The 25561-nt window shown below is 68.7% G+C and carries 28 protein-coding genes; 18 read left to right on the top strand and 10 right to left on the bottom strand.

Going from position 1 to position 25561, the window contains the following annotated elements; translation table 11 throughout:
* Positions 1-15 precede the first annotated feature (15 nt).
* The 10 genes from SLNSH_RS00185 (at position 16) to SLNSH_RS00140 (ending at position 9034) form a co-directional block, all read left to right on the top strand.
* A complete protein-coding gene (locus SLNSH_RS00185; RefSeq protein ID WP_106334630.1) occupies positions 16-1293 on the top strand; it encodes a cytochrome b in 1278 nt (425 codons plus the stop codon).
* Between the two features lie 22 nt (positions 1294-1315).
* On the top strand, positions 1316-2191 hold the full coding sequence (locus SLNSH_RS00180) for a cytochrome c1 (protein WP_106334629.1): 876 nt from the start codon (positions 1316-1318) through the stop codon (positions 2189-2191).
* Between the two features lie 170 nt (positions 2192-2361).
* Positions 2362-3510 carry a M24 family metallopeptidase gene (locus tag SLNSH_RS00175; protein ID WP_106334628.1) on the top strand — a complete coding sequence of 383 codons (1149 nt, stop codon included), beginning with the start codon at positions 2362-2364 and terminating at the stop codon, positions 3508-3510.
* Between the two features lie 49 nt (positions 3511-3559).
* On the top strand, positions 3560-4105 hold the full coding sequence (locus SLNSH_RS24775) for a hypothetical protein (protein WP_158266630.1): 546 nt from the start codon (positions 3560-3562) through the stop codon (positions 4103-4105).
* A gap of 169 nt (positions 4106-4274) precedes the next feature.
* Positions 4275-5219: a ribose-phosphate pyrophosphokinase gene (locus SLNSH_RS00165; RefSeq protein ID WP_106334627.1), complete on the top strand. Its 945-nt coding sequence runs from the start codon at positions 4275-4277 to the stop codon at positions 5217-5219.
* A gap of 142 nt (positions 5220-5361) precedes the next feature.
* Positions 5362-6009, top strand: a complete 648-nt coding sequence (locus tag SLNSH_RS00160; RefSeq protein ID WP_106334626.1) for a 50S ribosomal protein L25/general stress protein Ctc — start codon at positions 5362-5364, stop codon at positions 6007-6009.
* A gap of 71 nt (positions 6010-6080) precedes the next feature.
* Complete coding sequence (gene pth, locus SLNSH_RS00155) at positions 6081-6689, top strand: aminoacyl-tRNA hydrolase (protein WP_106334625.1); 609 nt, start codon at positions 6081-6083, stop codon at positions 6687-6689.
* A 79-nt stretch (positions 6690-6768) separates the two neighbouring features.
* Positions 6769-7866, top strand: a complete 1098-nt coding sequence (gene ychF / locus SLNSH_RS00150) for a redox-regulated ATPase YchF (RefSeq protein ID WP_106334624.1) — start codon at positions 6769-6771, stop codon at positions 7864-7866.
* 218 nt (positions 7867-8084) lie between these two features.
* The gene (locus SLNSH_RS00145; protein ID WP_106334623.1) at positions 8085-8540 is read left to right on the top strand and encodes a MaoC family dehydratase; all 456 of its coding nucleotides are present in this window, start codon (positions 8085-8087) and stop codon (positions 8538-8540) included.
* On the top strand, positions 8537-9034 hold the full coding sequence (locus tag SLNSH_RS00140; RefSeq protein WP_106334622.1) for a MaoC family dehydratase: 498 nt from the start codon (positions 8537-8539) through the stop codon (positions 9032-9034). Before SLNSH_RS00145 ends, SLNSH_RS00140 begins: the two co-directional genes overlap by 4 nt.
* 126 nt (positions 9035-9160) lie before the next feature.
* Here SLNSH_RS00140 and SLNSH_RS00135 read toward each other — a convergent pair whose 3' ends face one another.
* The gene (locus tag SLNSH_RS00135) at positions 9161-10933 is read right to left on the bottom strand and encodes a hypothetical protein (protein ID WP_106334621.1); all 1773 of its coding nucleotides are present in this window, start codon (positions 10931-10933) and stop codon (positions 9161-9163) included.
* Positions 10934-11051: 118 nt separating this feature from the next.
* Entirely contained in the window at positions 11052-11939 is an 888-nt protein-coding gene (locus SLNSH_RS00130; RefSeq protein ID WP_106334620.1) for a branched-chain amino acid aminotransferase, read from the bottom strand.
* A 178-nt stretch (positions 11940-12117) separates the two neighbouring features.
* Between SLNSH_RS00130 and SLNSH_RS00125 the strand changes: the two genes are divergently transcribed.
* The 4 genes from SLNSH_RS00125 to SLNSH_RS00110 all read left to right on the top strand — a co-directional run bounded on the left by SLNSH_RS00125 (position 12118) and on the right by SLNSH_RS00110 (position 15421).
* Positions 12118-12624: a MarR family winged helix-turn-helix transcriptional regulator gene (locus SLNSH_RS00125; protein ID WP_245421954.1), complete on the top strand. Its 507-nt coding sequence runs from the start codon at positions 12118-12120 to the stop codon at positions 12622-12624.
* The gene (locus SLNSH_RS00120) at positions 12621-13346 is read left to right on the top strand and encodes a response regulator (RefSeq protein WP_106334618.1); all 726 of its coding nucleotides are present in this window, start codon (positions 12621-12623) and stop codon (positions 13344-13346) included. The genes SLNSH_RS00125 and SLNSH_RS00120 overlap by 4 nt, the downstream gene beginning before the upstream one ends.
* A gap of 66 nt (positions 13347-13412) precedes the next feature.
* Positions 13413-14741, top strand: a complete 1329-nt coding sequence (locus tag SLNSH_RS00115) for an ATP-binding protein (RefSeq protein WP_245421952.1) — start codon at positions 13413-13415, stop codon at positions 14739-14741.
* A gap of 68 nt (positions 14742-14809) precedes the next feature.
* Entirely contained in the window at positions 14810-15421 is a 612-nt protein-coding gene (locus tag SLNSH_RS00110) for a DUF6338 family protein (protein WP_106334617.1), read from the top strand.
* 149 nt (positions 15422-15570) lie between these two features.
* Here SLNSH_RS00110 and SLNSH_RS00105 read toward each other — a convergent pair whose 3' ends face one another.
* From SLNSH_RS00105 to SLNSH_RS00090, 4 genes are all read right to left on the bottom strand, one after another.
* Positions 15571-16350 (bottom strand): TetR/AcrR family transcriptional regulator, encoded by a 780-nt coding sequence (locus tag SLNSH_RS00105; RefSeq protein WP_146140137.1) that lies wholly within the window; start codon positions 16348-16350, stop codon positions 15571-15573.
* Between the two features lie 98 nt (positions 16351-16448).
* On the bottom strand, positions 16449-17270 hold the full coding sequence (proC, locus tag SLNSH_RS00100) for a pyrroline-5-carboxylate reductase (RefSeq protein WP_106334616.1): 822 nt from the start codon (positions 17268-17270) through the stop codon (positions 16449-16451).
* Positions 17271-17351: 81 nt separating this feature from the next.
* Positions 17352-17855 (bottom strand): type III secretion system chaperone family protein, encoded by a 504-nt coding sequence (locus tag SLNSH_RS00095; RefSeq protein ID WP_106334615.1) that lies wholly within the window; start codon positions 17853-17855, stop codon positions 17352-17354.
* Between the two features lie 206 nt (positions 17856-18061).
* Entirely contained in the window at positions 18062-18337 is a 276-nt protein-coding gene (locus tag SLNSH_RS00090; RefSeq protein ID WP_106334614.1) for an accessory factor UbiK family protein, read from the bottom strand.
* Positions 18338-18523: 186 nt separating this feature from the next.
* Between SLNSH_RS00090 and lgt the strand changes: the two genes are divergently transcribed.
* Genes lgt through pgeF form a run of 3 tightly spaced genes read left to right on the top strand, consistent with a single transcriptional unit; the run spans position 18524 to position 21238 of the window.
* Positions 18524-19354: a prolipoprotein diacylglyceryl transferase gene (gene lgt / locus SLNSH_RS00085; protein ID WP_106334613.1), complete on the top strand. Its 831-nt coding sequence runs from the start codon at positions 18524-18526 to the stop codon at positions 19352-19354.
* Positions 19351-20442, top strand: coding sequence for a class I SAM-dependent methyltransferase (locus SLNSH_RS00080; protein ID WP_106334612.1), 1092 nt, complete (start codon positions 19351-19353; stop codon positions 20440-20442). The genes lgt and SLNSH_RS00080 overlap by 4 nt, the downstream gene beginning before the upstream one ends.
* Before the next feature lie 31 nt (positions 20443-20473).
* Positions 20474-21238, top strand: a complete 765-nt coding sequence (gene pgeF / locus SLNSH_RS00075) for a peptidoglycan editing factor PgeF (RefSeq protein ID WP_106334611.1) — start codon at positions 20474-20476, stop codon at positions 21236-21238.
* Between the two features lie 324 nt (positions 21239-21562).
* On the opposite strand, the gene SLNSH_RS00070 is transcribed toward pgeF, so the two are convergent.
* Both SLNSH_RS00070 and SLNSH_RS00065 read right to left on the bottom strand, forming a co-directional pair.
* Positions 21563-22309, bottom strand: a complete 747-nt coding sequence (locus tag SLNSH_RS00070) for an SDR family oxidoreductase (protein ID WP_106334610.1) — start codon at positions 22307-22309, stop codon at positions 21563-21565.
* Positions 22306-23103: a glycosyltransferase family 2 protein gene (locus SLNSH_RS00065; RefSeq protein WP_106334609.1), complete on the bottom strand. Its 798-nt coding sequence runs from the start codon at positions 23101-23103 to the stop codon at positions 22306-22308. Before SLNSH_RS00065 ends, SLNSH_RS00070 begins: the two co-directional genes overlap by 4 nt.
* A gap of 277 nt (positions 23104-23380) precedes the next feature.
* Here SLNSH_RS00065 and SLNSH_RS00060 point away from each other — a divergent pair, with 277 nt between their 5' ends.
* The gene (locus SLNSH_RS00060) at positions 23381-24004 is read left to right on the top strand and encodes an outer membrane protein (protein WP_146140136.1); all 624 of its coding nucleotides are present in this window, start codon (positions 23381-23383) and stop codon (positions 24002-24004) included.
* Between the two features lie 70 nt (positions 24005-24074).
* On the opposite strand, the gene SLNSH_RS00055 is transcribed toward SLNSH_RS00060, so the two are convergent.
* Both SLNSH_RS00055 and SLNSH_RS00050 read right to left on the bottom strand, forming a co-directional pair.
* Positions 24075-24296: a cold-shock protein gene (locus tag SLNSH_RS00055; RefSeq protein ID WP_106334607.1), complete on the bottom strand. Its 222-nt coding sequence runs from the start codon at positions 24294-24296 to the stop codon at positions 24075-24077.
* A gap of 278 nt (positions 24297-24574) precedes the next feature.
* A complete protein-coding gene (locus SLNSH_RS00050; RefSeq protein ID WP_106334606.1) occupies positions 24575-25450 on the bottom strand; it encodes a 23S rRNA (adenine(2030)-N(6))-methyltransferase RlmJ in 876 nt (291 codons plus the stop codon).
* Between the last annotated feature and the right edge of the window lie 111 nt (positions 25451-25561).

The raw sequence follows: 25561 nt of genomic DNA, 5'->3' as shown, positions 1-25561 counted from the left end.
TTTCAGGATCATGCCATGAGCGCACCCTCCACCTATGTTCCGAAGAGCGCGGTTGGGAAGTGGTTTGAAAGCCGCCTTCCCATCATGGGCCTTCTCCACTCCTCGTTCATCGTGTTCCCGAACCCGCGGAACCTGAACTACTGGTGGACCTTCGGCGGCATCCTCTCCTTCATGCTGGTGGCGCAGATCGTCACCGGCGTGGTGCTGGCGATGCACTACACGCCGAATGCGAAGCTCGCCTTCGACAGCGTCGAGCACATCATGCGCGACGTGAACTACGGGTGGCTGATCCGCTACCTGCACGCCAACGGCGCGTCGATGTTCTTCATCGCCGTCTACGTGCACATCTTCCGCGGCATGTACTACGGGTCCTACAAGGCGCCCCGCGAGATCCTCTGGATCCTCGGCGTCATCATCTTCCTGCTGATGATGGCCACGGCGTTCATGGGCTACGTGCTGCCGTGGGGCCAGATGTCCTTCTGGGGCGCGACCGTCATCACCAACCTGTTCTCGGCCTTCCCGGTCGTGGGCGAGACGATCGTGACTTACCTGTGGGGCGGCTACTCGGTCGACAACCCGACACTGAATCGCTTCTTCTCGCTGCACTACCTGCTGCCCTTCATGATCGCGGGCGTCGTCGTCCTGCATATCTGGGCGCTGCATGTCCCGGGCTCCAACAACCCGGCCGGCATCGAGAAGAAGACCGAGAAGGACACGCTTCCCTTCCACCCCTACTTCACCGTGAAGGACGCGCTCGCGCTCGTCGTCTTCGTGATGATGTACATCTGGTTCGTCAGCTACATCCCGAACTTCCTCGGCCACGCGGACAACTACATCGAGGCGAACCCGGCGGTGACCCCGGCGCACATCGTGCCCGAGTGGTACTTCCTGCCCTTCTACGCCATCCTGCGCGCCATCCCGGACAAGCTGCTCGGCGTGCTGGCGATGTTCGGCTCCATCGCGGTGCTGGCGTTCCTGCCCTGGCTGGACACCTCGCGCGTGAAGTCGGCCACCTACCGCCCGCTGTACCGCCAGTTCTTCTGGCTGTTCGTGATCGCGGCCGTCGGCCTCGGCTGGCTCGGCGCCAAGCCGCCGGAGGGTGGCTACGTGCTCGCGTCGCGGATCCTGACCGCCTACTACTTCGCGCACTTCCTCATCGTGCTCCCGCTGCTCGGCCTGTTCGAGACGCCCCGGCGTCTGCCTGGCTCGATCGCCGAGGCTGTGCTCGGGAAGGGTGGCTCCGCCGCCGCCGTGGCGGCCGGCGCGGCCCAGTCCCCGAACACCAAGGGCTAAGCGGACTTCGAGGATCATGACGATGAAGACGAACACGATGCTCCGCTTCGCGGCCGGCGCGCTGGCCCTCCTCGGGGTCAGCGTCTCGGGCGCCGCCCAGGCGGCCGAAGGCACGGTGGTCCCGCCGCACAACAACTGGTCCTTCTCGGGTCCGTTCGGGAAGTACGACCCGACCCAGTTGCAGCGCGGCTTCAAGGTCTACCGCGAGGTCTGCTCCAACTGCCATTCGATCCGCCTGCTCAAGTTCCGCAACCTGGCGGAGGAGGGCGGCCCGATGTTCTCGGAGGCCCAGGTCAAGGCGCTCGCGGCCGAGTACAAGGTCACCGACGGCCCGAACGACTCCGGCGACATGTTCCAGCGCCCCGGCCGGCCGGCCGACGCGTTCCCGCCGCCCTTCCCGAACCCGCAGGCCGCGGCCGCCGCCAACGGCGGCGCGATCCCGCCGGACTTCTCGGTGATCGCCAAGGCGCGCACCTACGAGCGCGGCTTCCCATGGTTCGTGTTCGACATGTTCACGCAGTTCCAGGAGCAGGGCGTCGATTATATCTCGGCCCTTCTCACGGGCTACAAGGAGCCTGAGCACGGCGTCGAGGTGCCGGCCGGCAAGTACTACAACGAGTACTTCCCGGGCCACATCATCTCCATGCCGCCGCCGATCAGCGACGGCCAGGTCGAGTATCCGAAGGGCGCCGACGGCAAGGCCCAGGCCCCCGAGACGATCGCCCAGTATGGCAAGGACGTCGCCGCCTTCCTGATGTGGGCCGCCGAGCCGCACCTCGAGGCGCGCAAGGAACTGGGTTTCCGGATCCTCGTGTTCCTGCTGCTCTTCGCCGGCCTGCTCTACTTCACCAAGAAGAAGATCTGGTCGAGGGTCGAGGGCCACGCCGTCACGCACTGACGCGCCGTCTTCCCGAAAATCGAAAGGGCTCCGTTCGCGGAGCCCTTTTTCGTTCAGGGCGCCGGAGCCAATTCTCCCCCGCTGCGCGGGAGAGGGCTGCGCTGGGGCCGCTTTACGAGTTGGCCGGGCAGGGGCAGCATGCGCGCCTTCCCGTGCCGAGCAGGACGCCCATGGCCCTCCATTTCACCGCTGACGAATTCGGGGCGCGCAAGCGCCGGTTCCTCGCCGCCCTGGCCGAGCGCAAGCTCGATGGCGCGCTCCTGTTTGCGCAGGAGAGCATGTACTGGCTCACCGGCTACGATACGTTCGGCTTCTGCTTCTACCAGTGCCTCTACGTCGGCGCGGATGGCCGCATGGCGCTGCTGACGCGCTCGGCCGACCTCCGCCAGGCGCAGCATACGTCGACCCTCCAGGACATCCGGATCTGGCGCGACGGCCGGGCAGCCAACCCGGTGGGCGAGACCGTGGCGATGCTGCGCGACCTGGGCGCCGGCAAGCGCCTTGGGGTCGAGTTCGACAGCTATGGCCTCACGCACGCCAATGGCAAAAAGCTGGAAGCCGCCTTCGCGGGCGTGGCGGAGCTTGTGGACGCCTCCGACATCATGGTCCGGCTGCGCTCGATGAAATCCCCGGCCGAGATCGCCTATGTGCGCAGGGCCGCCGAACTCTCCGACGCGGCGGACCGCGCCGCCCTGGCGGCGGTTCGCGCGGGAGCGGACGAGGGCGAGATCCTCGCCGCCCAGCACAGCGCCATCTTCGCTGGGGGAGGAGATTATCCGGGCAACGAGTTCATCATCGGCTCGGGCCGGGACGCGCTCCTGTGCCGCTACAAGGCGGGGCGACGCGCACTGGACGCCAACGACCAGATCACGCTGGAGTTTGCAGGAGCGTACCGGCACTACCATGCCGCCATCATGCGCACGGTGGTGGTCGGCGAGCCGCGGCCGCTTCATTTGCGCTACCACGCCGCCGCCAAGGAGGCGCTGCTCGCCTGCGAAGCGGCGATGAAGCCCGGCGCCACCGCGGGTGACGTGTTCCAGGCCCATTGCGGCGTTTTCGATTCGCATGGGCTCGCATCCCACCGGCTCAACGCCTGCGGTTATTCGCTGGGGGCGAAGTTCACGCCCTCCTGGATGGACTGGCCCATGTTCTACGCGAACAACGACTGGGTCCTGGAGCCGGGCATGGTGCTGTTCGCGCACATGATCCTGATGGACTCGGAGAGCGAAACGGCCATGTGCCTCGGACGCACCTACCTGGTGGGGCAGCAAGGGGCTGAAGGCTTGAACTGCGCCGATCTGGACCTGCAGCTGCGATAGGGTTAAACGATTCCTAACGAGCCTGCTTCGAAGCGGGCCGGGAGGGGTCATGGCGCGCAGTCAGGCTGCATACGGGTGGGCGACGCTGGTCGCCTTGGGGTTGGGACTGGCCGCCTGCCAAGGGCTGGAAGCTCCCTCGGCCAAGTTCGAGGCGCCCGGCGTGCCGGTCGCGCTCGACACCATCGAGGGCGCGCCCGACGCCGTGAAGACCAGGATGTCCGCCGAGGTCACCACCCAGGCTACTGCGCGCAAGATCGAGCTGGTGGATAACGGGGCCCAGCCCCGCTATCGCCTCAAGGGCTATCTCACCGCCTATCCGACGGAGACCGGCGACACGGCGCTCGCCGTCGTCTGGGACGTTTTCGACTCGTCCAACAAGCGCGCGCAGCGCGTCACGACGACCACGGTGGCGAAGGGCCAGGGAGAGGATCCCTGGTCCAGGATCGGCGAGACGCAGATCGCAAAGGCGACATCGCAGAGCATGAACCAGGTCGCAGCCTTCCTGTCGGGCGCCACCGCGCCAGGGTCGGCCGAGACCGACAGCGCCTCCGGCGCCGCGGAACCCAGCAAGGCCCTCGGCTACGCCGCCCAGTAAGATCCCGCTCGCGTCAAAGCGCCGCCATCCACCGTTTCGCGCGCCGTCGCACGCGCGTCATATTGTTTGGGAGGCCCCGGGCTGCTAAGAGCCCGCCCAGAGCGGCCAGGCCCCGGTTGAGCCTGGCTGCGCGCCAGCGCCTCAGCGGACCACAACGGAGCCTGCCGGAATGAAATCTGCCATCAAACTCGTGGCGGGCAATTCCAACCGCGCCCTCGCGGAAGCCATCGGCGCCTATCTGGAAGTGCCGCTCGCCAAGGCCCAGGTCCGGCGCTTCGCCGACATGGAGGTCTTCGTCGAGATCCAGGAGAACGTCCGCGGCCAGGACGTCTATGTGATCCAGTCGACGTCGTTTCCGGCGAACGACCACCTGATGGAACTGCTGATCATCATCGACGCGCTGCGCCGCGCGTCGGCGAGGCGCATCACGGCGGTGTTGCCCTATTTCGGCTACGCCCGGCAGGACCGCAAGGCAGGCCCGCGCACGCCGATCTCCGCCAAGCTCGTGGCCAACCTGATCACCGAGGCGGGCGCCGACCGCGTGCTCACGATCGACCTGCACGCCGGGCAGATCCAGGGGTTCTTCGACATCCCCACCGACAACCTCTTCGCCGCGCCCGTGATGGTGCGCGACGTCAAGGAGCGGATGGACCTCAAGAACACCATGGTGGTGTCGCCGGACGTCGGCGGCGTCGTGCGCGCCCGCGCGCTGGCCAAGCGCATCGACGCGCCGCTGGCCATCGTCGACAAGCGCCGCGAGCGCGCCGGCGAGAGCGAGGTGATGAACATCATAGGCGACGTCACCGGCCGCACCTGCATCTTGGTGGACGACATCGTCGACTCGGGCGGCACCCTCTGCAACGCCGCCGACGCGCTGCTCGCGCACGGCGCCAAGGAGGTCTACGCCTACATCACGCACGGCGTCCTCTCCGGCGGCGCGGTGGCCCGCATCGCGGCCTCCAAGCTGAAGCAACTCGTGCTGACCGACTCCATCCAGCCGACCGAGGCCGTGAAGGTGGCGCGCAACATCCGAGTGATCTCGGTGGCGAGCCTTCTCGGCGAGGCCATCCAGCGCACCGCGATGGAAGAGAGCGTGTCGAGCCTGTTCGATTGAGCCGGCCCGGAGGGCGGCCCAGCCTTGCCGCCCACCCGCTTTTCGGCTATACGCGCGCTCGCGTCCGCCAGACACCCCTGGAGGCACGGACGCGTCCGCATGGGCCGCCGCAGGGTGGCCCTTCGTCATAAAGGAACATGACATGTCCACCACCGTGAAGCAGCTCACCGCTGCAAAGCGCGAGCAGAGCGGCAAGGGGGCCGCCCGCGCGGTTCGTCGCCAGGGCCAGATTCCCGCCGTGATCTACGGCGGCGGCGAGGCGCCCGTCTCCATTTCGCTGGACCAGAAGATCGCGACCCAGCTGATCTTCGCCGGCCACTTCCTGACCACGCAGTTCGACGTCACCGTCGACGGCCAGGCCACCCGCGTCATCCCGCGCGACTACCAGCTCGACCCCGTCACCGACCGCGTGATGCACGTCGACTTCCTGCGCCTGCGCCAGGGCCAACAGATCCGCGTCGAGGTGCCGGTCCACTTCATCAACCACGAGGCCTCGCCGGGCCTGAAGCGTGGCGGCACGCTGAACATCGTCCGTCACACGGTCGAGATGTTCGTGCCCGCCGACGCCATCCCGGAGGCGCTCGAGGCCGACCTCACCGGCTACCAGATCAACGATTCGCTGCACATCTCGGCGATCAAGCTCCCCGAGGGCTCCCGCCCGGTGATCGCGGACCGCGACTTCACGGTCGCGACCGTCGTGGCTCCGTCGGGCCTCAAGGAAGAGCTGGCCACCGCCGCGACGGCCGAGGCCGCCCCGGCCGCCGCCGCCGCTCCGGCCGCGAAGAAGTAATCGCGACGGCTCCGGGCCGTCCAATCCACGGCCGGGCCTTGCGCCCGGCCGTTTCCGTTTGAGGGTCTCCCATGCTGCTCTTCGTCGGCCTCGGCAATCCGGGCGCACGCTATGCCGGGAACCGGCACAACATCGGCTTCATGGCCGTGGACGCGATCGCGCGCCGACATCGGGCCGGGCCGTGGCGGCGGCGCTTTCAGGGCGAGGCGACGGAGGCGACGATCGGCGGCGAGCGCGTCGTGCTGCTCAAGCCGGAGACCTACATGAACGAGTCCGGCCGCGCCATGGGCGAGGCGATGCGGTTCTTCAAGATCGCGCTCGGGGACGTGATCGTGTTCCACGACGAGCTCGACCTCGCGCCCGCCAAGCTGCGCGTGAAGCTCGGGGGCGGCAACGCGGGCCACAACGGCCTGCGCTCCATCACGGCGCTGTGCGGCAACGACTATCGCCGGGTGCGGATGGGCATCGGGCACCCGGGCGACAAGAACCTGGTGCACGCCTATGTGCTCAACGACTTCGCCAAGAGCGAGAGGCCCTGGGTCGAGGACCTGTGCGACGCCTGCGCGGACGCGGCCGACCTGCTGGCCACGGGCGAGGACGCCAGCTTCCAGAACAAGGTCCACCTCGCGATGGACGGCCGCGGCTGGGGCGACGTGAAGGGGATCAAGGACCGGGATTGAGCCGCCCCGGCTTGCATTTCGGGCGGTTCCCCACCACAACGCGGCTCAACATTCCAGACCTCAACGAACCGGACCAGCCATGGGCTTCAAATGCGGCATCGTCGGCCTGCCGAACGTCGGCAAGTCGACCCTCTTCAACGCGCTGACGCAGACGGCGGCGGCGCAGGCGGCCAACTATCCGTTCTGCACCATCGAGCCGAACGTGGGCGACGTGGCGGTGCCGGACCCGCGGCTCGACACCCTGGCCGCCATCGCCGGTTCGGCCCAGATCATCCCCACCCGCATCACCTTCGTGGACATCGCCGGCATCGTGCGCGGAGCGTCGAAGGGCGAGGGCCTGGGCAACCAGTTCCTGGCCAACATCCGAGAGGTTGACGCCATCGCGCATGTGGTGCGCTGCTTCGAGGATGGCGACGTCACCCACGTCGAGGGGAAGGTCGACCCGATCGCGGATATCGAGACCATCGAGACCGAGCTGATGCTGGCCGACCTCGAGAGCCTCGAGAAGCGCGTCACCGCGCTCGAAAAGAAGGCCCGCTCGGGCGACAAGGAGAGCAAGGAACAGCTCGACCTCGTGCAGCGCTGCCTGAAGCTGCTGCAGGACGGCAAGCCGGCCCGCCTGGTGGAGCGCCGCCCCGAGGAGGAGCGGGCTTTCCAGATGCTCAACCTGCTGACCGCCAAGCCCGTGCTCTACGTGTGCAACGTCGAGGAAGCCGCCGCGCATGACGGCAACGGGTTCTCGGCGCAGGTCTTCGCCCGCGCCAAGGAGGAGGGCGCGGTCGCGGTCGTGGTCTCCGCCAAGATCGAGAGCGAAATCGCCGTGCTTGCGCCGGATGAGCAGAAGGAATACCTGGAGGCTGTCGGCCTCGACGAGCCGGGCCTGAACCGGGTCATCCGCGCGGGATACGATCTGCTGCACCTCCTGACCTACTTCACGGTGGGCCCCAAGGAAGCACGCGCCTGGACGATCACCAAGGGCACCAAGGCCCCCGCAGCCGCGGGCGTGATCCACACCGACTTCGAAAAGGGCTTCATCCGGGCCGAGACCATCGCGTATCCCGACTACGTCGCCTGCAAGGGCGAGGCGGGCGCGCGCGAGGCGGGCAAGTTCCGCCTGGAAGGCAAGGAGTACGTGGTCGCTGACGGCGACGTGCTGCATTTCCGGTTCGCGAACTGAGCCAGGGGGCGGAGCCCTCTCCCGCGGAGCGGGGGAGGGCAGTACGGGGGTGGCCGCCGCAATGGCCACCTCGGTCGACCTTGACGACATGTCTCCGCTCCGCGAGGGAGAATTTGCGCGCGTCCCGTATGCGCGCTTGCGGCTTGTGCCCGCCGTCGTGGTCCTGCACCTTCTCTGGCGAACGCAAGCGGCCGACAGAGCCCCGCCACGGAGGAGCCATGCCCCGCCTCACTTTCGAGGATTTCGAGCCCGGAGCGGTGACGACCTACGGGTCCTACCCGGTCACGCGGGAGGAGATCATCGCCTTCGCCAGCCAGTTCGACCCGCAGCCCATGCACCTCGACGAGGCAGCCGCGGCCGGGACGATCCTGGGCGGGCTCGGCGCATCGGGCTGGCACACGTGCTCCATGCTCATGCGCATGCTCTATGACCACGTCCTGGCGGATTCGTCCGGCATGGGCGCGGGCGGCATCGACGAGGCGAAGTGGAAGCGGCCCGTGCGGCCAGGGGACGTGCTCAGCGTGCGCCAGACCGTGCTCGACAAGCGCGCGTCCAGCCGCGGCGACCGGGGCTATGTGCGTTTCCGCTTCGAGGTGCTGAACCAGGCCGGCCAGGTGGTGCTGGAACAGAACAACAGCATCATCTTCGGCGTGCGCCGCCCGGAGGCCGCATGAGCGCGAGCGTGACCCCCATTTGGCTGGATGACCTGGTCGTCGGCGAACGCGAGGCGCTGGGCTCGCACACGTTCACGGCCGAGGAGATCAAGACCTTCGCGGCGGCCTACGATCCCCAGCCCTTCCACATGGACGAGGAGGCCGCCAAGGCCAGCCACTTCGGGGCGCTGTGCGCGTCCGGTTGGCACACGGTCGGGATCTGGATGCGGTTGCGCATCGCGACGATGAAGAAGACCCAGGAAGCGCTGCGCGCAGCGGGGCTGCCGATCCCCGGATTCGGCCCATCGCCGGGTTTCCGCGACCTGAAATGGCTGAAGCCGGTCTATGTGGGCGACACGATCAGCTTCGACTCGACGCTGCTGGAAGCGCGTCCGTCCGGCTCGCGTCCGGGGTGGGGATTGGTTCACCACCTCAACACCGGGATCAACCAGCACGGACAGCGCGTCATGGAGTTCGTGGGCGTGGCCTTCTGGCAGCGGCGGCCGGGGACCTAGAGCTCCGCCGGGCCGCCCGGGGCCAGGTTTGCGCGTCGTCGCGAGCGCAGCGAAGCGTTCCAGCAGGGTTGGGCGCCTTGCGCTGGATTGCTCCGTCGCTGCGCTCCTTGCAAGGACGAGGCTGGCTCAAAGCTGCAACAATCGGCCAAGCGCCGTTCGATAGCGCTCCACTCGCGGCCCTAGCCGCTGCTGCTCCTCGGGCCAGCCCCCGTGAGAGTCTGCCGCCATGGACCACCAGCCGAGCTGGAAGGCGCCGTAGCAGGGCAAGAGGTAGCGGACGAGGTCCGGGGAGACCTCCCGGCCGGAGTGTCGCTCCACGGCGCGGCGGAGGCGCTCGGCCGCGTCCGGGTCGAGATCGAACTCCACGACAGCTCCAGCCACGTCCCAGGCGATGTCCTGGCAGCCGACCAGATCGTGCGCGAAGGCGTGGTCGAGGGCGTCGGTCTTCAGCGCGACGCCGGCTTGCGGCATGATCCACTCGTGCGCGTGCAGGCGGTTGTCGGTGACGACCGGACGCACGTGGCGCTCCAGCGCGAGGGCGCCGCGGTGCGACGACTCCATGGCGCCACGGCGGTATGACTCCACGGCGCTGCGCGCCTCTGGCCCAAAAGCCTCGACGGCGTTGGCCTCCAGCATGCGGGCGAGCTCGTGCAGGGACGCGCCGGGACGTTCCGCTGGAAACGAGGCGGCGCGGAAGCCGAGATAGGCGGCGACACGGTCCTGGAATGCGCGATTCCTGGTCTCGTCGAGAGACAGGGGGCGCGCACCGCCATGCCAGCGCTCCACCAGGAAGCCATGCGCCCAGCCCGCAGGCTCCGGCGAGAACCCGGCTTCGGAGAGCGCCCTGGCGCGGGGCAGGGCGGCGGCGCCGAGGGCGTCGAGTCCGCTGAATTTCGCCATCCAGGTCTGACCGCGCGCGCGGAAGCGGTATTTCAGCCGTTCCTGCCAGGCGTTGACGGCTGGCCACTCGCCGGGCGGAAGCGCCTCCCTCCAACGGCCTCCGGAGATGTCCTCCATGGGCGTTTCGAGCGGGCCGACCACGTCCTCGACCCAACGGCAGAGGCGGTGCTCCTCGCGTGGCGCGCGCAGGGCCAGATCTTCGAACGTGACGAGATGTTTGGGCGCCTCGCGCCACCAGGCGCGGCGCTCCTCCGGGGCCTGAGGGCCGGGCTCGCCCGGGTGGCTCGGCAGAATGCGGATGCGCGCGCGCGGAACGCCCTGCTCCTCCAGCCACCGCGCGGCGCCGGCGAAGGAGCTGCCGGACAGGCCAGGCCCCTCATCCACGATGGCGTATGTCGCGTCGGCGTCGACCGGCAACCGCTCGCGACAGGCAGGGCCGGGGGCCACGACGCGGCCGAATGGATGGCCTTGGGGTCGGAGCGTCAGGGGTGTGGGTGCGCCAGCGCCGGCAGCCGCCATGGCGGCGAGCCCTGTCCCGATGCTGCGCAAACCAATGACGCGGGGTTCGATTTCGCCGGACAGCGGCTCCGCCGCAATGCCATAGGCCTCGGGGTAGAGCGCGTAGTAGGCGTAGCCCTCGCCCCTCTTGCAGGCGATCTCCGGTGGCACGGACTCGGATGGCAGGGCAGGCCAGGCCTCTTCAGCCGCGCTGAGCAGGCCGAATCCGCTCCTCCATGACGCCAGCACCTGGTCTGCCATGGCCCGGAGGCGGTCCATGATGACGGCCGTCGCCGGCCCCGGCTGGTCGAAGCCGCTCGCCTCGGCCTCGGCGTCGGCGACGCCCTGGGCGAGCTCGGCGGCGGCGATGAAAGCCTGCACGAGGGCGGAGTGGCGGGCGAGGCCAGGCTGCGACCGCAGCGCCCGCGCCCAGCTTCGGCCGACGGCCGCCCATTCGGCCGCGGGCTCGACCCGCCTCACCACATCGCCATAGACCAGCACGCGCCGCCTCCCGCGGCCGGACGCTGGCTTCGCATTGGCCGCGCCCGACAACGCAAGAAGGGCCGCCGCGGTTACGCCGCGACGGCCCTATGCTTGTACCGGATGGAAGGCGGCGGCCTCAGGCCGCCTTGGCCTTGGGCTGCACCTCGGCGGTGTAGTCTTCCAGCATGGCGCGGGACACAGCCGCCGGCGTGAAGCGATGGGGTCCGATCTCCGAAACCGGGGTCACCTCGGCGCCAGTGCCGCAGATGAAGCACTCGTCGAAGCTCGCCAGCTCCTCCGGCATGATGCGTCGCTCGATCACCTCGATGCCGCGGCGCTTGGCGAGGTCGATCACCGTGCGGCGAGTGATGCCGTCCAGGAAGCAGTCGGCGATGGGGGTGTGCAGCGCGCCGCCCTTGGCGAAGAACACGTTGGCGCCGGTGCACTCGGCCACGCGGCCCTGCCAATCGAGCATCAGGGCGTCGGCGTAGCCCTTCTTCTCGGCCTTGTGCTTGGAGATCGTGCAGATCATGTACAGGCCGGCCGCCTTGGAATGCGAGGGCGCCGTCTTGGGATCCGGGCGGCGGTACTCGGCGATGTCCAGGCGGATGCCCTTCATCTTCTGCTCGACATCGAACATGGACGGCCAATCCCACACGGCGATAGCCACGTGGATGGTCGAGTTCTGCGCCGCGACGGCCATCATCTCGCTGCCGCGCCACGCCACCGGGCGCACGTAGCAGTTCCGGAAGCCGTTCTTGGCCACGGTCAGCGCCTTGGCGGCGTCGAGCTCTTCGACCGAATAGGGGATGGCGAAGTCGAGCAGCTCGGCCGAGCGGCGGAAGCGCTCGGAGTGCTCGGTCGACTTGAAGATCTGGCCGCCATAGGCCCGCTCGCCCTCGAAGACGCAGGACGCATAATGCAGGCCGTGCGACAGTACGTGAAGCTTCGCGTCCGCCCAAGGCACGAGCTGGCCATCGAACCAGATGTAGCCTTCACGCTGATCGAACGGGATGACGGACATGGTGCTTCTCCTTGGAATTTCGCGGCGCTTCGGCAACGAAAGGCGCCCAGCGGAGGGCCTTCCGGTTCTTTCCTTTCGCCGCGAGGGGTTGACGAGTAACAATCAAGCTGGGATATGTCAACATCACTGACGTAACTGACGGCAGGTTGATACAACCCACATGCAGACGGCCCTTGGAATGCGCACGCCCGCGGCTCCGGAACCCCCGGTAGAGCGGCCGCAATATGAGCTGATCGAGCTGTTCTTCTTCGCCTATCGCGACTTCGTCGGCGACCCGGACCGCACGCTCGAGCAGTACGGCTTCGGGCGCGCCCATCACCGCGTGCTGCATTTCGTGGAGCGCAACCCCGGGCTGACCATCGCGGCCCTGCTGGACATCCTGCGCATCACCAAGCAGAGCCTGAACCGGGTGCTGAAGGAACTTCTGGAGAAAGGCTACGTGGAGCAGCGGGAGGGCCTGACGGACCGGCGGCAGCGCCTGCTCTACGCCACGCCGCGCGGCCGCGCCCTGGCGGTGGACCTCGCCTGCATGCAGACCAAGCGCATCGACCGCGCGCTCGCCGAATGCGGGGCCGGCACGGAGGCCGCGGCGAAGCGGTTCCTGGCCGCCATGATCGAACCCGCCGACCGGCCCGTGGTGGCGCAACTCGCCCAGCATGACGACGACCTGGAGAGCCGGTCGTGAGCCCGACGCGGCCGAGCCAGCCGCCGCCCGACGACGCCCCGCACATTCTGGTCGTGGACGACGACCGTCGGCTCCGGGACCTGCTCGGGCGGTTCCTGTCCGACAACGGCTACCGCGTCACAACCGCGCAGGACGCGGCCGAGGCGCGGTCCCGCATCGCCAGCCTGCTGTTCGACGGCTACGTGCTGGACGTGATGATGCCGGGCGAGAACGGGTTCGACCTGGCGCGCTGGATCCGCGAGAGCTCGTCCACCCCCATCCTGATGCTCACCGCGCGGGCGGACGCCAGCGACCGGGTGCGGGGGCTCGAGATCGGGGCGGACGATTACCTGCCCAAGCCCTTCGAGCCCCGCGAATTGCTGTTGCGGCTCAAGAACATCATCCGCCGGCAGACCGCGGCCGCACCGCCGCCGCCCCCCTCGGGAGCACCGGAGGTCGTGCGCTTCGGGCCTTTCACGTATCGGCTCGACCGGGGCGAGTTGCGGCAGGGCGAGGAGATTGTCCGCATCACCGACCGCGAGCGCGAGATGCTGACCGTCCTGGCCTCCCGGCCCGGCGAGACGGTGCCGCGGGAGGACCTCGCGGGCTCCGGGGAGGTCTCCAACGAGCGCACTGTCGACGTGCAGATCAACCGCCTCCGGCGTAAGATCGAGGAAGATCCGGCAAACCCGCTCCTGCTGCAAACCGTGCGCGGCATCGGCTACCGGCTCTACGTGGACTGACCGAGCGCCCTGGTGAGACTGAGCAGCGGCATCCAGAACAGCGCGGTCTTCCGGCCGCCCGTCGCCCTGTGGCGGCGAGCGGCGCGCTGGATCGGCAAGCGGCTGCCGAAAGGGCTCTTCGCCCGCGCGCTCATCATCATCATCGCCCCGATGGTGATCCTGCAGTCCGTGCTGGCCTACGCCTTCATGGAACGGCACTGGCAGACGGTGACGCGAAGGCTCTCCGCCGCGGTCACCCAGGACATCGCGGCGCTGATCGACGTCGCCGAGAGCTATCCGCAGGACAAGGACTACGAGACGCTGAGCCGGATCGCGAGCGATCGGCTCGGCCTCGACATCGAGATGCTGCCGCCGGGCCCGCTGCCGCCGCCGGCGCCCAAGCCGTTCTTCTCCATCCTGGACAGCACGCTTTCGCGCGAGATCCGCACACAGATCGGCCGGCCCTACTGGATCGACACGGTGGGGCGCTCCAACATCATCGAAGTCCGGATCCAGCTGGACAAGGGCGTATTGCGGGTCCTGACCCGGCGGTCCCAGGCCTACGCATCGAACTCGCACATCTTCCTGATGTGGATGCTGGGCACGTCCTTCGTGCTCCTGTCGATCGCCGTCATCTTCCTGCGCAACCAGATCCGGCCGATCCTGAAGCTCGCCGCCGCGGCCGAGAGCTTCGGCAAGGGGCGGGACACGGATTTCCGCCCTCGCGGGGCCCGCGAGGTGCGGCAGGCCGGGCACGCCTTCATCGAGATGCGCCGGCGCATCGAGCGCGCCATGGAGCAGCGCACCGCGATGCTCAACGGCGTCAGCCACGACCTGCGCACCATCCTGACCCGTTTCAAGCTGTCGCTCGCCCTCATGGACGAGGACACGCCGGAGCTCGACGCCCTCAAGAAGGACGTCGACGAGATGAGCCGCATGCTGGAGGCCTACCTGTCGTTCGCCCGCGGCGACGCCGGCGAGCAGTCGGCGCCGACCGACATGGGCTGGCTCCTGGAGGAGCTGAAGGCCGACGCCGAACGGCAGGGGCACGCCACGGAGGTGACCGTCAGCGGCGACCCCGTCGCCACCGTGAGGCCGGACGCGTTCAAGCGCTGCATCGCCAACCTCGTCACAAATGCGGTGCGCCACGGCAACCGCATCGCCATCACGGCGGCCCGCGACCCGCGCTGGCTCACCATCACGGTGGATGACGACGGCCCTGGCGTGCCGCCGGACCACCGCGAGGAGGTGTTCAAACCCTTCGTGCGCCTGGATGAGGCCCGTAACGTGGACGAGGGCGGCACCGGGCTCGGCCTCGCCATCGCCCGCGACATCGCCCGCTCCCACGGCGGCGACGTCGTGCTGGGCGAGAGCCCGATGGGTGGGCTCAGGGCGCTGGTGCGGGTGCCGGTGTAGAGAATACGCAACCTCTGGTTTCTTCCAGAGAATGCCGGCGACAGCTAGCCTGCGCTGGGAGTTGCTGCGTGCCTGAGATTTTCAAAGCGCTTGAGCTCGATCTCGCCAAATGGCTATTGGCGGCGATGCTGACTTTGCCCGGGTTTATCTCTCTCAAGATATATTCATTGATCTCGCCGGTTGGGCCGCGTGACCTAAAGGATCAGGTTTTCGAGGCCCTCCTCTTCGGGCTCTTACATTTGATCCTGCTCGGCCCGCTTTTCCTTCTCGTTGATGTTACGGCCTTTTCTCGACCGCTCCAGTGGGCTGCCATTCTGATATTCGCTGTCGTGCTGCCAGCCATCTGGCCCATCATCTTTCGGGTCGCATTGAAGAGATTAGCAAGGCGCCAACTGGTCTTGATGACTTCCAAAAATGGCTGGGACGACCTGTTTCAGCGTAAAGAAAGGTGCTTCGTCCTCTTCCACCTCAAGGACGGGAGCAAACTGGGTGGATATTACGGCGAGCGATCATTCGCCGCGGTTTATCCAAACAGCGGCCATATGTACGTGGAGGAGACATGGACCCTCGACACGGAGGGCAAGTTTGTGGACAAAGTTCCAGACACGAAAGGCTTCGTGATCCGCCCCGAGGACTACTCGCTTATTGAAGTCTTTTCCGCAGAAGGTGAACTGAAATGAGCCCGCCGACCCAGACAGATCGTACAGCGCTACACCCACCGGTCAGGGTTAGAGATGGCGTCCGCCCCGAGCCAAACTCGCGACCGCCCGTTCCTCCGCGTGGAGGATCCGCCGTGTCCGCGCCGGTTGGCGGCCCAAAGAAGGACTGATCAGATCGCCGCCGCTCCGGCCTCGTCGCCGTCGTAGTCCTCCTCGTCGCGGGGCGCGCGACGGCGCTCGCGATAGTCGCGGCGGCGCCGGGCCGCGCGGTCGAAGAAGGCGCGGAAGGGGGCGGTCAGCCGGCAGACGTCGTCCAGCGCGCGCATGAAGCGGCCGCCGCGGGCCAGTTCGCGGTCGAGCGTCGCCATGGTGCGGGCGAGGCCGGGGTCGTCATCGTCAAGCCACGTGTCGAGCACGCGGGCCCAGACCAGGACGGCGCCCTGCACCTTGACGGGGCCGAGGGCGTCGCTCGTGTCGATGCCGGCGGCGGCCAGCATGAAACGCATCGAGTTCGAAAGGAGCTGGTTCATCGCGGCCAGCGAGAGCGGGTCGCGCCGGATGGCCGGCGTGATGCGGCGCAGGGCCTCGCGGTACGGCGCCATGGCGTCGAGGCGCCGCATCATGACGTCGAACAGGCGCTCGCGGACGCTCTCGCCCTCGAGGTCGTCCGTGGTTCCGTCGAGCACGATCTTGTCCAGTCGGCGCGAGAATCCGGCGAGGATGGCGCCCTTCGACGGGAAGGCGTCGCGGAACTCGGACAGGGACACGCCGGCGCGTTCGGCGATGTGGCGGATTTCGATCTCGTCCCAGTCCCGGTCGGCGGCGAGATCCATCAGGGCGTCGATGATGCGGTCGCGCGGCGAGCCGGAGGGGGGCGACCCGGCGCCGGCCGTGGCTGCGGCGCCGGTCTCGGGCGTGGCGGCGGACTTGCGGCTGGGCTGGCGGGCCATGGCGCTTTCTCCGGGATGCGAGTGTCTCACCGGGGAAGATAGGGCGTCGGTCGCGCCTTCGCCAATGGGCTCCTTGCAAAGACGGCGGCGCGGGCGCCTCAGCCGCTGAGTTCTTCCGCGCGCTTGCGGGCGGCTGCCACGGCGTCGCGGAGCAGGGGCTCCAGGCCGTCGCCGGCCATGAGCACGGACAGCGCGGCGGCCGTGGTGCCGCCAGGGGACGTGACGTTCTCGCGCAGCGTCGAGGGCGGGAGGTCGGAGCGGTGCAGCAACTCGCCGGCCCCCTCTATGGTGGCGCGGGCGAGGCGCTCGGCGAGGTCGGGCGGAAGGCCCTGGGCCGCGCCCGCCTTGGCGAGGCATTCCACAAGGTAGAACACATAGGCCGGGCCGGAGCCGGACACCGCCGTCACAGCGTCGATCAGATCCTCGTTTTCGACCCATTCCACGCGGCCGACGCCGCGCAGCAGGGTGTTGGCGAGCTCGCGCTGCGCGTCGCTGACCTCGGGGCTGCCTGCGCAACCGGTGACGCCGCGCCCCACGGAGGCAGGCAGGTTCGGCATGGCGCGGATGAGGGCGCGCGCCTGGGGCAGGCGGGCCTTGAGGTTGGCCAGCGTCTTGCCGGCCAGGATGGACAGCACGAGGGCGCCGGGGGCGGCGAGATGGGCGATGTCGTCCGCAGCGGCGTCCAGCATCTGCGGCTTGACGCCGAGCACCAGCACCTCGGGCGCCTCGACCTGCGACATGGGCGGGTTGAGCGTGACATCGTGCCGCTCGCAGAAGGCCACGAGGCCCATGTTCGCGTTCGGGTCGATCACCGTGATGCGGTCGCCGGGCAGGCCATTGCGGAGCCAGCCTTCCAGCATGGCGCCGCCCATTTTGCCGCAGCCGATCAGGACGAGGGAGGAGGGCAGGGGAGCAGACATGGCGGCGCCTCGATGCGGCCGCCCGGGTCGGGCGGCCCTCCGTTATCGCTCAACCGGGAAAGGGCTGTCGAGGGCCTGCCTTCAGCAGTGGCCGACCGTCTCGAACATCGCGCCGGCCATGGCCTCGCGCGGGGTCTTGCCGGCCCAGAGCACGAACTGGAAGGACTGGTAGTAGCGGTCGCAGGCCTGGGTGGCGACCTTGAGCAGGGTCTCGCACTGGCTGCCGTTGGGCTCGGCGCCGCCGGCCAGCAGCAGCGAGTGGCGGAACATCACCACGTCCTCGCTCGGCCACAGGTCGAAATGGCCGACCCAGAGCTGCTCGTTGATGAGGGAGACAAGCTCCAGCATCTCGGGGCGGCGGCGCGCCGGGATCTTGAGGTCGAAGGCGCAGGCGACGTGCAGCGCCTCGAGCTCGTCCAGCCAGGTGAAGGCGATCTGGTAGTCGCCCCAGGCGCCGGCGACCGTGACCGAGATCTCGTTGACGTCGGCCCGGTCGAACGACCAGTCATGGACGCTGGCGAGGCGCTCCACGACGTCGAGCGGGTGCTCGTTGCGTTCGACGATTTCGAATTCCATGGCCGACATGCCGTTCCCCGGTTGGGGTGTTTCGCCGTGTTTGGAGAGTCTTAACAACCCTCTGGATTCACGCGGCGAATCACCTCTCGTCTCGACGATACAGCGCGTGAGTCACGCCGCACAACGAGCGAGTTGGACCGTCATGGATTCGGCGCCGCGGCGCAATTCGCGGCGCCCCTTCGTCCACAACCGAAGCGTTCGGTTTAAGGATTCATTCACAGTTCTGCGGCGGCGTCGCCACTCTCCGCCCCGGCCAGGCGGGCCTCCAGGGCGGCCACGCGGGCGGCCAGGCGCTCGTTTTCCTCGCGGGCGAGCACGGCCATCTCGCGCACGGCCTCGAACTCCTCGCGGGTCACCACGTCCATGTCGCGCAGCAGGCGCTCGAACTGGGCCTTCATGACGCCCTCGGCCTCGCGGCGCACGCCCTGGGCCATGCCGGCGGCGTCCGTGAACAGGCGCGCCATGTCGTCGAAGATGCGGTTCTGGGCCATGGTGTGCTCCTTCAGGAATGATGCTGCCGAGCTGTTGGCTAGCCCGCCCTTTTCAGATGGGCGGCGGCGGTGCGCGGCTCAATAGCACGGCTGCCGCAGCCCGTGCAGCCCGGCCGGTCTTGACGCACCGGGGCGCGCGGGCCCATTCAGGGCGGCCCGCGGCGGCAGCCGCTCCGGAGCCGGCGTATGCCCCTGTTCGCGATCCCGTTTCCCGTGATCGATCCGGTGCTGATCAGCGTCGGGCCGCTCGCGATCCGCTGGTACGCCCTGGCTTATGTGGCGGGGCTGGTGCTAGGCTGGTTCGCCATGCGGCGCCTTTGCCAGGCGGATGGCCTGTGGGCCGCCGGCCAGAAGCGCCCGACGGTGGAGGATCTGGACGACCTCCTGGTCTACGCGGCGCTCGGGGTGGTGCTCGGCGGGCGCATCGGCCACGTGCTGTTCTACGGCTGGCCGTATTACCGCGAGAACCCGCTCGAAATCCTGCAGGTGTGGAAAGGCGGCATGGCCTTCCACGGCGGGCTGATCGGCGTGCTTGTGGCGATCGCGATCTTCGCCTACCGGCGCGGCCTTTCGGTGTTGACGGTGCTTGACCTCTTCGCCGTCGTGGCGCCCATCGGGCTGTTCTTCGGCCGGCTCGCGAACTTCATCAACCAGGAGCTCTGGGGCCGGCCCACGGACGTGCCCTGGGCGGTGATCTTCCCCCGCGCCGACGACCTGCCGCGCCATCCGAGCCAGATCTACGAGGCGCTCACCGAGGGCGTGCTGCTGCTCGTCGTGGTCAGCCTGGTGGCGCGGGCCGCCGGCTTCCGCCGCCCAGGGCTCCTGGCCGGGGTCTTCGCCATAGGGTACGCGCTGGCGCGCTCCTTCTGCGAGTTCTTTCGCCAGCCGGACGCCAGCGAGGTCATCAACTCCGTGCTGACCATGGGCATGGTGCTGTCCACGCCCATGCTGCTGGCCGGGCTTGCGCTGGTCGCCAACGCGTTCCGCAGGCCGGCCCTGGAGCCGGCGCGGCCGTGACGCCGCTCGGCCGCCACATCGCGGCGCTGATCGCCTCCGAGGGGCCGATCAGCGTGGCCCGCTATGTGGCGCTGTGCCTCGGCGACCCTCGCCACGGCTACTACATGACGCGCGATCCCTTCGGGGCGGAGGGCGACTTCGTCACCGCGCCCGAGGTCTCGCAGATGTTCGGCGAGCTCATCGGCCTGTGGTGCGCGGACGTGTGGACCCGCATGGGCGGGCCCTCGCCGGTGCGTTTGGTGGAGTGCGGCCCCGGCCGTGGCACGCTGATGGCGGACGCCGTTCGGGCCGCCAAGGCTCTGCCGCCGTTCCGGGGGGCCCTTGACGTGCATCTGGTCGAAACGAGCCCCGTGCTCCGCGACCGCCAGCGCACGACGCTGGCCACGGCGGGCGTCCCGGTGACGTGGCACGAGCGCCTACAAACCGTCCCGTCCGGCCCGGCGCTGGTGATCGCCAACGAGTTCTTCGACGCTCTGCCGATCCGGCAGTTCGTGCGGACCCCCGATGGCTGGCGCGAGCGGCTGGTGGGACTGTCGCCCGAGGGAACGCTGGGCTTCGGCCTGGCGCCCGAGCCCGAGCCGACCCTGGCCGGAGCGCAAGGGGCGTCGGGCGCAGTCCTGGAGATCGCCGAGGAGAGCGCGGGGGTCATGCGCCAGCTTGCCGGCCGCCTCGCCGCCCAGGGCGGGGCGGCGCTGGCGATCGACTACGGCCACCTCCGCACGGCCCCGGGTGATACACTGCAGGCGGTGCGGCGGCACCGCTTCGTGGACCCGCTTGCCGAGCCGGGCGAAGCGGACCTGACCGCGCATGTCGATTTCGCCGCGCTGGGGCGGGTCGCCGCCCAGGCCGGCGCGGCCGTGCACGGTCCCGTGACGCAGGGCGACTTCCTGAGGGCGCTCGGGCTCGACGCGCGAGCCGCGGTCCTGAAGCGAAAGGTCTCCCCGGAGGGCGCGACTGCGATCGACGCCGCCGTCCACAGGTTGGCTGGTGGCGGCGAGGGCATGGGCGAGTTGTTCAAGGTGATCGCCGTCGCCGATCCGAGGCTTGGCCCGCTGCCTGGATTTGACAGCCCGGCCGGCACGGACTGACCCTGACCACCCCCGAATCGGAGCCTGCCCCATGATGATCCGCGCCCCCGAACTGGATCTGCCCGGCGTTCGGCATGCTTTCTTCACCCGCCAGGGCGGCGTCTCGGGGGGCATCTACGCCAGCCTGAATGGCGGGCTGGGCTCCGCCGACGACCGGGCCGCGGTCGCCGAGAACCGCAAGCGCATGGCGGAGTCGATGGGTGTCGCTCCCGACCGCCTGGTCAACGTGCACCAGGTGCACTCGCCGGACGTGGTGGTCGCGGAAGGGCCTTGGCCGGGCGACCGGCCCAAGGCGGACGGGCTCGCCACAAACCGCCCGGGCTTGGCGCTCGCCATCTCGACCGCCGACTGCGGACCGGTCCTGTTCGCCGACCCGGAAGGCCGCGTCGTTGGAGGGTGCCACTCGGGCTGGAAGGGCGCCTTCACGGGCGTGCTGGAGTCCACGCTGAACCGCATGGAGGAGCTCGGCGCCCGGCGCGAGCGGGTCACGGCCGTGCTCGGCCCCACCATCTCCAGCGCGGCCTACGAGGTCGGACCGGAATTCGTCGCCCGCTTCGAAGAGCAGAGCCCGGACAACGCGCGCTACTTCCGGCCGAGCGAGAAGCCCGGACACGCCTTCTTCGACCTGCCGGCCTATATCGCGGCGCGGCTCACGCGAGCCGGGGTCGGCCGCTTCGTCGACCTGAAGCTCTGCACCTATGCGGACCCGGAGCGGTTCTTCAGCTATCGCCGCACCACGCACCGTGGCGAGCCGGACTACGGCCGGCTGATCTCGGCGATCGTGCTGGAGGGGTAGGTTTCCAGCCAGGCCGCCCTGACTGAGCGGACACGATCCGCTGGGTCCATTGCATCCACGGTCCTGACACTGGCCGTCATCCCCGGCCGGAGCCGCGCAGCGGCGGAGGGGAAGGGGATCCAGGGCAAATGCGGGCCTTGCCCCTGGGTCCCCTTCCCGCGCCTTCGGCGCGCCGGGGATGACGGCGCACATGGCCTCGTGTCGGTGGTCAAAGAACCCGTCGTCCTTGCGAGCGCAGCGAAGCAATCCAGGGGGCGGGGTGTGGGCACGTGGCGCTGGATTGCTTCGTCGCTGCGCTCCTCGCAAGGACGGAGGCGGATGCGGCTAAACGACGTCCGGGGTGCGCCAGCCCAGGTGTTGGCCTGCGTCCACGGCGATCGTCTGACCGGTGACGCTCCGGGCGCGCGCCAGGTAGAGGACGGCGTCGGCGATCTCGTCGGGCTCGACGCCGCGTTGAAGCGGCACGCCGGCGATCTCGCGGGCGAGGCCGTCCTCGCCGTCGTGGATGTTGGCGAGCGTGGGCCCCGGTGCCACGGCGTTGACACGGACCGCCGGCGCAAGGGCCTGGGCCATGGTGACGGTTGCGGAGAACAGGGCTGACTTCGTCAGCGCGTAGGAGAAGAACCCGGGATTCGGGCGCAGCACGCGCTGGTCGAGGATGTTCACGATCGAGGCGTCCGCGCCGTCGGAGCACTGGGCCGCGAAGGTCTGGGCCAGGAAGACCGGGGCGCGCAGGTTCACGGCGAAATGGCGCTCCCAGAGGGCAGGTTCGAGCGTTTGCAGGGTATCCGGCTCGAAGAGGGAGGCGCTGTTCACCAGCAGCGACACGGGGCCCAGCGCCTCGCGAGCGGCTGGCATGAGGGCTGCGAGTTCAGCCGGGTTCGCAAGATCACAGCAGACCACCGCCGCGCGGGCAGGCGGCGGCAGCGCGGCGGCGAGGTCCGCAGCGTCAGCCCTGGATGTGCCACAGTGAATGGCCACGTCATAGCCCGCCTTCGCGAGCCTGCGCACGATGGCGGCGCCGATGCGCTTGGCCCCGCCCGTGACCAGCGCGACGGGGCGGGCGCTCACAGACGGCCTTCCTTCTCGGCCCTGGCGCGCTGGCGCATCTCGATGTGCTTGGCCACCCGCAGGTAGCGATAAAAGGCGAAATTCATGGCCGTCATGAAGCCGTAGGCTCCCCGCAGGAAATGGCGGCGGCCGAGATAGGCCTTCACGAAGTTGGCAGGGAACTCCGCCACCAGCCGGAACATGCTGATCGTCTCGCCGCGCGCTGCAAGGTCGTCTACGAGCGCATCCGTGTAGCGGTTCAGCTTGGCCATCTGGTCTCCGAGCGAGCGCACGGAGAAGTGGTGGATGGTGCCGCGCAGCTTCTTCACGCGCGCGCCGGGGACGAGGTCCACGCGGTCGTGGACCGGTGAAGGGTTATAGGTCCCTTTGTCCTTGCGGTAGAGCCGCACCGGGGCGAGCGCATAAGCGAATCGATGCGGGGCGCCTTCGCCAGGAAAAATCTCGGCGATGCGGATGCGAAAGCCGTCGGCGTCGGGTTCGCCCCTGGCGAACAGGGCACGGATTTCCTCCGCCAGGTCGGCAGGCACCACCTCGTCGGCGTCCACGTTCAGCATCCAGTCGTGGCGGCAGAGCGTCTCGCCGAAGCGCTTCTGCATGCCGTAGCCCTCGAAGGCGTGCTCCACCACGCGCGCGCCGCGCTCGGCCGCGACCGCCTGGGTGCCGTCGGTCGACAGGCTGTCCACCACGATCACGTCGTCGCTGATCTCCCTCACCGCGTCGATGGTGCGTCCGATTCGGTCGGCCTCGTTCCTGGCGATGATGAAGACCGAAAGAGGGAGCTTGCTGGCGTTCATGCGCCCCGCTTGCCACGTCCCGGGGCGTGGAACAAGGGCTCGAACGCGAGCGTCATTGTGGCGGGCACGGGGCCGCGCCCGAATTCCGCCCCAGGGCGTAACAAAGCGCTAACGTTAAACAATTCTTCACGTCTCCTACCCGAGGGTTAATGAATTCCTGCGTGGTTCATGGAATATTGACCCTGCGAATCAGCTTCGATTAACACTACCGCTCATTAGCGATATTGCCTTTGCTCAAGACGGTCGTGGTTACGGCCGCGAGCAAGGGGTTTTGAACATGTCCAATTCGCGCAGATTCGTTCCGGTAGTCCTGCTGCTGGCGGTTGCGGCGGGTGGCCGCGCCGAGGCGGCCGATCTGCCGAGCCGCCGCGATCCCTACGTCGCCACGGGCTATGCGGCTCCGGTCCCGACCTGGCAGGGCCTCTATGCGGGCGTTCACGCCGGCGGCGGCTTCGGCAAGGTAGGCCCGGCGAACACTTCCGGCCTCGTGGGCGGCGCCCAGGTCGGCTACAACGTCCAGCTCAACAACGTCGTGGTGGGCGGCGAGGCCGACCTGACCGCGTCGGGCGTGCGCAACAACAGCTTCACGGAGAAGACCCGCCAGAAGTGGCTGGGCAGCCTGCGCGCCCGCGCCGGCTACGCGGTCGGCAATGTGCTGCCCTACGTGACGGGCGGCGTGGCCATGGGAACGACGCAGATCAAGGGCTTCAACGGCCATACGGACGACACCCACGCGGGCTACGTCGTGGGCGGCGGCGCCGAGATGATGATGAACCCGAACATGACGGTGCGGGCCGAGTATCTCTACTACGGCCTCGAGGACGCCAAGTACCCGGGCGGACCGCGCGGCGTGAACAACAGCGTCAACGTGATCCGCGCCGGCGCGAACTACAAGTTCTGATCGGCCGGGCGCTCAGCCCCAAGCAGCAAGGCCCGGCGATCCGCCGGGCCTTTGTCGTTCCGGAGGCCTCTCAGGCGCCGGGCAGCACGACGAGGTTCACCGCCTTGGGGCCCTTGCCCTTCTTGTCGGGCTCGATCTCGAAGGCGACCTTCTGGCCCTGGTCCAGGGAGGGCAGCCCTGCCCGGGACACCGCTGTGACGTGGACGAAAATGTCTCGTCCGCCATCGTCGGGCTTGATGAAGCCGTATCCCTTTTCGGTGTTGAAGAACTTCACGATTCCGTGCTGCGTCATGCCACGCTCCCCTCGCCGGGCGCCTCCTGGCGCCCGCCGCACGCCTCAAAATCCGCGCGCGAGCGACGTATGCAGCATGAGCCCGCCGACGCCCTTTCGAGGCGTCAAGGTCTCGCCAAGCCTGTTCAGGCCATTCCCAACCATCCGCTCGAGCGCGCTTCAAAAATGTCTTCCGAGTTTCGCGCTCTGACAAGTAGACAGGGGTTCATGATCATGGCCGCGCCTACCTCCTTCGATATAGGTTTGCCGGCTTTGCTCGGGTAAACAGCCCGAAAGCGCTAGGCCTTCGGACGTTTGCTTGCCTGTTCCGGGACCAGCCAGTCACATCGAAACAGGCCCTCGCCATCGAGGCCCAGAGTTGAGGCCAGGGCGGGACCCAGGACCTCCATCTCGTTTTTCAGGGTCCAGGGTGGATTCACGACCAGCATGCCGCTGCCGGCCAGCACGTCGCCGGCGCGGGAGGCGGGGTGGCGAAGCAGCTCGATGCGCAGCGCCTTCTCGATCCCGCTCTCCTCCACGGCCACGTAGAACGCGTCGCGCTCGCGCACGTCCTTGACGGGGAACCACAGGGCGTAGATGCCGGTGCGCCACTTGGCCCAGGCCTTCGCCAGGCGCTCGGCCATGCGGGCGAACTCTCCCGGCTCCTCGAAGGGCGGGTCGATCAGCACGAGGCCCCGCTTCTCCACCGGCGGCACATAGGCGTTGAGGGCGGTCCAGCCGTCCAGTTCGAGCACCTTGGCGCGCTTGTCCTTGCCGAGCGCCTCGGCGAGGAGCCGCACGTCCTGCGGGTGCTTCTCGATAAAGACCAGCTTGTCCTGCGCCCGCGCCAGGGCGGCGGCGATCAGGGGCGAGCCGGGATAGGCGCTCGCGCCGTGGAAGGCGCGCGTTTCCCGGATCGCGCGCCAGTAAGGCTCGAGCAGGCCGGCCGCCTCGCCTGCCAGCGGCTGCGCCTCCAGCCGGCCGACGCCGTCGCGCCATTCGCCCGTCTTGCCCGCCTCGACCCCGGCGAGGTCGTAGCGGCCGATGCCCGCGTGGGTGTCGATGACGCGGAACGGGGCCGTCTTCTGGCATAGATGGACGAGAATGCGCGCGAGCACGGCGTGCTTGAGTACGTCGGCGAAGTTCCCCGCATGGTAGGCGTGACGGTAGTTCATGCGGCCATGAAGGGCGTTTCGGGCCGCGGGTCAACGGGGCGCCGGCTTCGGCTGCGGCTCAAGTCGCCATGCCCGGGGCTGGACCAGGCGCCACGGTCGAGCTAGGCGCCT

The organism is Alsobacter soli (assembly GCF_003004785.1).
GTDB classification, from domain to species: domain Bacteria; phylum Pseudomonadota; class Alphaproteobacteria; order Rhizobiales; family Beijerinckiaceae; genus Alsobacter; species Alsobacter soli.
Note: the sequence above shows the minus strand (reverse complement) of the source record. Positions and strands in the feature narration are given on the sequence as shown.